Origin of the sequence: Streptomyces sp. NPDC058653 (genome assembly GCF_042716895.1) — a bacterium.
Classification (GTDB): Bacteria; Actinomycetota; Actinomycetes; order Streptomycetales; family Streptomycetaceae; genus Streptomyces.
In genome coordinates, this window is record NZ_JBHXRM010000024.1 from 80,794 (window position 1) to 87,325 (window position 6,532).

The 6,532-nt window shown below is 74.3% G+C and carries 6 protein-coding genes; 1 reads left to right on the top strand and 5 read right to left on the bottom strand.

Annotation, left to right across the window (positions count from 1 at the left end):
• Positions 1 to 161: 161 nt before the first annotated feature.
• The 3 genes from ACFWU9_RS21210 to ACFWU9_RS21220 form a co-directional block, all read right to left on the bottom strand.
• Entirely contained in the window at positions 162 to 1,415 is a 1,254-nt protein-coding gene (locus tag ACFWU9_RS21210) for an SWIM zinc finger family protein (protein ID WP_384320578.1), read from the bottom strand.
• On the bottom strand, positions 1,412 to 4,405 hold the full coding sequence (locus tag ACFWU9_RS21215) for a DEAD/DEAH box helicase (protein WP_384320580.1): 2,994 nt from the start codon (positions 4,403 to 4,405) through the stop codon (positions 1,412 to 1,414). Before ACFWU9_RS21215 ends, ACFWU9_RS21210 begins: the two co-directional genes overlap by 4 nt.
• Positions 4,406 to 4,560: 155 nt before the next feature.
• Positions 4,561 to 5,043: a DoxX family protein gene (locus tag ACFWU9_RS21220; protein ID WP_384320582.1), complete on the bottom strand. Its 483-nt coding sequence runs from the start codon at positions 5,041 to 5,043 to the stop codon at positions 4,561 to 4,563.
• A gap of 203 nt (positions 5,044 to 5,246) precedes the next feature.
• Between ACFWU9_RS21220 and ACFWU9_RS21225 the strand changes: the two genes are divergently transcribed.
• Complete coding sequence (locus ACFWU9_RS21225) at positions 5,247 to 5,600, top strand: DUF6343 family protein (protein WP_384320584.1); 354 nt, start codon at positions 5,247 to 5,249, stop codon at positions 5,598 to 5,600.
• Here ACFWU9_RS21225 and ACFWU9_RS21230 read toward each other — a convergent pair.
• Both ACFWU9_RS21230 and coaE read right to left on the bottom strand, forming a co-directional pair.
• Positions 5,569 to 5,934 carry a tetratricopeptide repeat protein gene (locus ACFWU9_RS21230; protein ID WP_189108605.1) on the bottom strand — a complete coding sequence of 122 codons (366 nt, stop codon included), beginning with the start codon at positions 5,932 to 5,934 and terminating at the stop codon, positions 5,569 to 5,571. The genes ACFWU9_RS21225 and ACFWU9_RS21230 overlap by 32 nt on opposite strands.
• A gap of 77 nt (positions 5,935 to 6,011) precedes the next feature.
• Positions 6,012 to 6,532 (bottom strand): dephospho-CoA kinase (coaE, locus tag ACFWU9_RS21235; protein ID WP_384320586.1); only part of this gene is annotated, 521 nt, incomplete at its 5' end.

Consider the following 6,532-nt stretch of genomic DNA (forward strand, 5'->3'; position numbering starts at 1 on the left):
CAAAAACCGCTCGGTCGCGCGCCCCCCCCCCCCCGCCCCCCCCCCCCCCCCCCCGGGGGGGGGGGGGCCCCCCCCCCCCCGGGGGGGGGGGGGGGGCCCCCCCCCCCCCCCCGCGACGGCGCGTCCCGGGGCCGGGCCCCGTTACAGGTCCGGGCTCCCGGTCACCGTCCGAGCAGGGCCGTGAGCGCGCCGACCGGGTCCGTGTCCGGGGTGCCGCGCGGCCACCAGTCCTCCCTGTCGGGGTCCGACTCGTACCCGTACCAGAGACCGTCGCGGCCGAAGCGGAGTTGGAGCGAGCGCTCGGAGAGGCGGTTGCGCCAGGGGCGGAAGTGCGGGAAGTCGGCCGCGATCAGGGCGGGCCGGGCCCGGTCGAACGGGCCGGCGGGCGGGTCCCAGGACTCCTCCAGCACGGCCAGGCCCGCGAGGCCCCCCTGCCGCCAGGCGGCGACGGCGCGGGACAGGTCCATGGGGGTGTGGTCCGTGCCCGCCGCGAGGTCGCGGTAGAGGGCGCGGGTGGAGGCGGTGAGTCCGGAGCCGGGGTGGGCGGCGGCCAGACGGACGGCGTCCTGCCAGGGGGTGAGGCCGGCGACGGGGTCGATGCCGGACGCCAGGAACGTGTGCGCGCGGGCCGCCGCCTCGGTGGCGAGCAGATCGAGCGCGAGCGGGTCGGGGGCGCCGGGGGTGTGCGGATAGACCGGTGGGCGGCCGGGGTGGGGAGGCAGGGGGAAGGGCGGCGGCAGGGTCCGGAGCGGGTGCGGGGTGACCGCGGCTGCCGCGTCGACCGTGGGCATGGGCGGCGCCGCCGCGGTGCGTTCGGCGGCGGAGCGGGTGGCGTTGCGGCGGGTCAGATCGGCGAGGATCTCCTGCTCGCCGCGTCCGCGCATCAGGAACAGTACGAAGGGGTCCTCGTCCAGCAGCCGCGCGGTCTGGTAGCAGAGGGCCGCCGCGTGTTTGCAGGGGAACCCGTCGTCCGGGCAGGAGCAGTCGGGAGTCAGGTCACCCGCGGTGGGCAGCAGGTCCGCCGTGGCGGCGAGCGCGTGCGGCATGTCCCGGTCGAGCAGGGCGGCGATATGGTCCGGGCGGGCCGCGGCGGCGTCGAGAAGGCGCTCCCAGTCGTCGTCGCCGAGGGTGCGCAGACGGATCTCCGTGCGGTACGGGCGCGGCCGGGAGCCGTGCACGTACGCCATCACCCGGCCCGGGGTGACCGTGATCGCGTCGACATGGCCGCGTCCCGCGTAGGCGCGCCCGCGCAGCAGCCGGGCCGGGTCGAGCGCCGAGTCCTCCATGGACTCCACCCACGCGTTGCCCCACCAGCTGGCGGCGAAGTCGCCCTCGTCCGCGGCACCGGGCCGGGGCGCCAGGGCGGGGAACGTACGCCGTCGGTCGTCGTGCCGGGGGACGCGTGGAGCGGTCATGACGGCCTCCGCAGCGAGACCAGGTCGGCCAGTTCACGGTCGGTCAGCTCCGTCAGGGCTCCCTCGCCCGAGCCCAGTACGGCATCGGCCAGGGCACGCTTGGCGGCGAGCATCTCGGCGATGCGGTCCTCGACGGTGCCCTCCGCGATCAGCCGGTGGACCTGCACGGGCCGGGTCTGGCCGATGCGGTAGGCCCGGTCGGTGGCCTGCTCCTCGACGGCCGGGTTCCACCAGCGGTCGTAGTGGACGACATGGCCGGCCCGGGTGAGGTTGAGGCCGGTGCCCGCGGCCTTGAGCGACAGCAGGAAGACGGGGGTCTGCCCGGACTGGAAGCGGTCCACCATCCGCTCGCGCTCGGCCACGGGCGTGCCGCCGTGCAGGAGTTGGGAGGGGACGGCGCGGGAGGTGAGGTGCGCGGAGAGGAGCCGGGCCATCGACACGTACTGCGTGAAGACCAGGACCGAGCCGTCCTCGGTCAGGATCGTGTCGAGCAGTTCGTCGAGGAGGGCGAGCTTGCCGGAGCGGCCGGTGAGCCTGGCCCTGTCCTCCTTCAGATACTGCGCCGGGTGGTTGCAGATCTGTTTGAGCGCGGTGAGCAGCTTCATGACGAGACCGCGCCGGGCGATCCCCTCCGCGGCCTCGATGGCTCCCATCGTCTCGCGGACGACGGCCTCGTAGAGGGAGGCCTGTTCGCGGGTGAGCGGGACGGGGTGGTCGCTCTCGGTCTTGGGCGGCAGCTCGGGCACGATGCCGGGGTCGGACTTCTTGCGGCGCAGCAGGAAGGGCCGGACCAGCCGGGAGAGCCGCTCCACCGCCTCGTCGCTCACGGTGGTGCCGGCCGACCCCGCGTGTTCCACGTTCTCCACGATGCGCGCGTGGCGGGCGCGGAAGGACTTCAGCGGGCCGAGAAGTCCGGGGGTCGTCCAGTCGAGGAGCGCCCACAGCTCGGAGAGGTTGTTCTCCACGGGGGTGCCGGTCAGGGCGACACGGGCGGGCGACGGGATCGTCCGCAGGGCCTTGGCGGTGGAGGAGAACGGGTTCTTGACGTTCTGTGCCTCGTCGGCCACGACCATCCCCCAGCTGTGGGCGGCCAGGTCGGGCGCGCTGCCGCGCATCGTGCCGTACGTGGTGAGGACGAAGCCGTCCGTCACCCCGTCGAGCGTGCGGCCGGAGCCGTGGAAGCGGTGGACGGGGACGCCCGGCGCGAAGCGGGTGATCTCCCGCTGCCAGTTGCCGAGGAGGGAGGCGGGGCAGACGACCAGCGTGGGGACCTGGCGGGCGCGGTGCAGATGGAGTGCGATGACGGTGATCGTCTTGCCGAGGCCCATGTCGTCGGCGAGACAGCCGCCGAGGCCGAGCGAGGTCATCAGGTCGAGCCAGGCGAGCCCCCGCAGCTGGTAGTCGCGGAGCGTCGCGTCCAGGGCGGGGGGCTGGGGGACGGTCGCGGGGCCGGCGACCAGCCGGTCGCGCAGGACCGCCAGCGCGCCGGTCGGGACGGCGTCGACCGTCACCCCGTCCACCTCGGCCGAGCCGGTGAGGGCGACGGCCAGCGCGTCGACGGGGTCGAGCAGGCCCAGCTCCCGTTTACGCGCCTTCCGTACGAGGTCGGGGTCGACCACCACCCACTGGTCGCGCAGGCGCACGATCGGCCGGTGGGACTCGGCGAGCGCGTCCATCTCCGCCTCGCTGAGCGGATCGCCGTCGAGCGCCAACTGCCAGTTGAACTTGAGCAGTTCGGCGCTGTCGAAGAAGGGCGTACCGTCCGTGGCCGAGCCGGGCGCCGGACGGACGACGGCGGCGGCCGAGAGCGTACGCGCCAGCTCCCTCGGCCAGTGGACCGCCACCCCGGCGGCGGCAAGGCTCGCGGCGCCGGGACCCAGCAGTTCGTACAGCTCGTCCTCGGAGAGCGGCAGCACGGCGGGGGTGTCGTACTCCAGCAGCCTGGCGAGCGGCGGCCAGACGCGGGCGGCGCGGCGCAGCGCGAGCAGGGCGTCGATCCTGGCTCGCGGTCCGAAGAGATCGTCCCCGTCGCCCGCCCAGAGCCGGCTCGCGTCCATGACGAGCGTCGGGTCGGCGAGGCTGTGGATCTGGACGAGGGCGGCGCCGGCGCGCCGCTCGGCGCCGGACTCCTCGGGCGTCTCCCGTGGCGACGCGGAGTCGAACAGCTCGTACGAGGACAGGTCGAGGCGCAGCGATACGCGCACCCCGGCGTCCATCCCGGCCGCCGCTTCGGCCGCCCAGGAGCGGGCACGGGGCAGATGCTGGGCGGCCTGCGCGGCGAAGGGCGCGCCCGCGGCGAACGCCGCCGCCGGCGTACGGGGCAGGGCGTCGGCGACCGCGTCGAGGAAGGCCCGCACCAGCGCCTCGGGCTCGGGGAGCCGCGGCGGGAGCAGGCCGGGCACCGGGACGGCGTGCGCCTCGTAGGGCATGGCGGCGGCGATGGCCCGCAGCTGGGCGATGTCGTCCGCGTCGAGGGGGCCGGCCCGCCAGGCGTCGTGGTCGGAGGGCGTGAGACCGGGCAGCAGCCGGCCCCGGGCCGCGAGGTGGAGCGCGTGCAGGGCCGCGGCTCCCCAGCAGGCGGCCGAGGGGTGGGCCGAGGCGTCGGAGCGGGCGCGGACGAGCAGGGGCACGGCGTCGGCGACGGGCATGAGCAGGGCCCGTACGACACGGGTCCGGACGCCGTCGCCCGGACCGTCCGGACCGCCGGGACCGCTGGTCCGGACGCCGTCGCCCGGACCGCCGGGACCGGGCTCCCGCGAGTCCCCGGGCTCTCCGTGGCCGGCCGGCACCACGACCGTGAGATCGCCCGTGGTGAAGTCACCCTCGGCGGGCGGCTCCCCCTCCGGGGCCCAGAACGCGACGCGCCCCTCACGGGGCAGGCCCGCCGGAAGGAAGACGACAGCGCAGCGGCCCGGCGGTGTCGCGGAGGCCGCTGAACCGCCGGAGGCGTGGAGGGGTGGAAGCGCGTCGTGCACCGCGTGTCGCGCCATGGTCACCGACTCCCTTCCGCCCAGGTCGCACACCTGCAAGATCTCGTTACGGCGAGTCTAGGCGGGGGGTCTGACAGTGCCCCCGTCATGCCTGAAGGCCGCACCCTCAAGGCGTGAGGATGCGGTCATCAGGCGTGACGTCGGGCGGCCACGGGTCAGACCCGTCGGACCCGCCGGCGGACCAGGGCGAGGAGCTCCACGGTCTTCTGCCGCCGCACCCACGCGACGACGGCGAAAAGGACGAGGAAGATCACCGGCGTCAGCGCGTTCTGTCCGTCGAAGACGGTCACCTGGGTGATGAAGGCGCCGATCATCAGACCGATGAGCGCGACCGCGGAGGCTCCCGAGAGGATCGGGACGACCAGCGCGACGGCGCCCGCCAGCTCAAGGCCCCCGGTCAGATACATGAACCAGTCGCCGAAGCCGATCTCGTCGAACGACTCGGCCGCCACCGAGTGGCCGATGAGCTTGGGCCCGGCGCTCGGGATCGCCAGGAACAGGGCGAGAACGATCTGGAGCGTACGGACCGTGATGTCCGTGCGGCGCGAGGGCCCGGCCTGGCCGGTGACGCCCGACAGTGAAGGGGATACGGGCCGCGCGGATGCGGTCGGCGCGTGAGTGGTCGTAGCCTCGGACATTGAGGGTCTCCTCCGTTGAACACGTGGTGTGTTTTCAAAGAGGTAGACACCCGCCGCGCCCGGAACTCATCGCTCTCCGCGCGGCCGGATCGGCGGACTTCCCGACGGTTTTCCCGTCGGCCCGCGCGTCGACCCTTTTCGCGGCCCGTACCCGGTGCGCCGGGGCGCGGACCGGGTACGTCATCAACAGGAGGTGCGATGCCATGCGCACCGGAAATGAACCGGTCACCGCCCGCAGTCCGCTACGGATGCGCTGGTGGCTGAGCCTCTGGGGCATGTTCTGGTTCACCCTGGGCACGGTCGCCTTCGCGGTCGCCGACCAGCCGGGCTGGGCGGCCGCCTGCGGGGTGCTGCTGCTCATCGTCGCCACGGACTTCGTGCTGGTCGTCCGCCATATGCGGCAGGGGACGCGCTACCAGCCGAGCCGCGACGTACCGCCGTTCGAAGATCCCGGCCGACGGCGCCGCGGCACCGGCTACGAGAGGCCCTGGAAGTGGAGGAAGGACAGCGGCAGGTCCGACGACCTCAGTCGTCGGAATCGAAACGCGCCGCCTTGAGATACTCGGGGTTCGGGTCGAGCGCCGCCGCCAGCCTGAAGTGCTTCGTCGCGTGCTCGGGCCGTCCCGCCCGCTCATAGGTCCTGGCCAGCGCGAAGTGCGCGAAGGCGTTGTCCGGCTCGCGCTCCAGGACCAGCTCGAACTCCAGCTCGGCGGGCCTGAGTTGCGCCGCCGCGAAGAACGCGCGGGCGCGCAGCAGCCGGGCGGCCGTGTTCTCGGGATGCGCCGCGATCACCGAGTCCAGCAGCTTGACCGCGCCGCGCGGGTCGCGCGCGGCGAGCAGCTGCTCGGCGGCGCGGTAGTCGATGACGTGGGTCTCCGGGCTCTCGGGCACGGTCGAATCCTTCCCCTCGGTCCGCGCGTTCAACGTCGCACAGGTTGGCGGTATTCCACAACGCGTCGGCGCGCGCGTCACCCTTCGGCGGACGCGCCGGCGGTGGCCCGCTCGACCAGCCGCTCCCAGACCTCGCGGACCTGCGGCTCCAGCTTCTCCAGCGGTCCGTCGTTGTCCACGACCAGATCGGCGGCCGCCCTGCGGCGCTCGCGGGTCGCCTGCGCGGCCATCCGCGACCTGGCGTCGGACTCGGCCATCCCCCGGAGCCGTACGAGCCGGTCCAGCTGGGTCTCCGGCGACGCGTCCACGACCACGACCGTGTCGAAGAGCCCGGTCAGCCCGTTCTCGACGAGGAGCGGCACGTCGTGGACGACGATGTCGTCCTCCCCCGCCGCCGCCTCCAGCTCCGCCGAACGCTCGCGGACCAGTGGATGGACGATCCCGTTCAGGGTGGCGAGCCTGTCGCTGTCGGAGAAGACGAGCGAGCCGAGCTTCGGCCGGTCGAGTCTCCCGTCGGCGGTGAGGACAGCGGGCCCGAAGGCTTCGACAACGGCGTGGCGGCCCCGGCGGCGCCGCGGCGCCAGCCCACTTGGGCTGT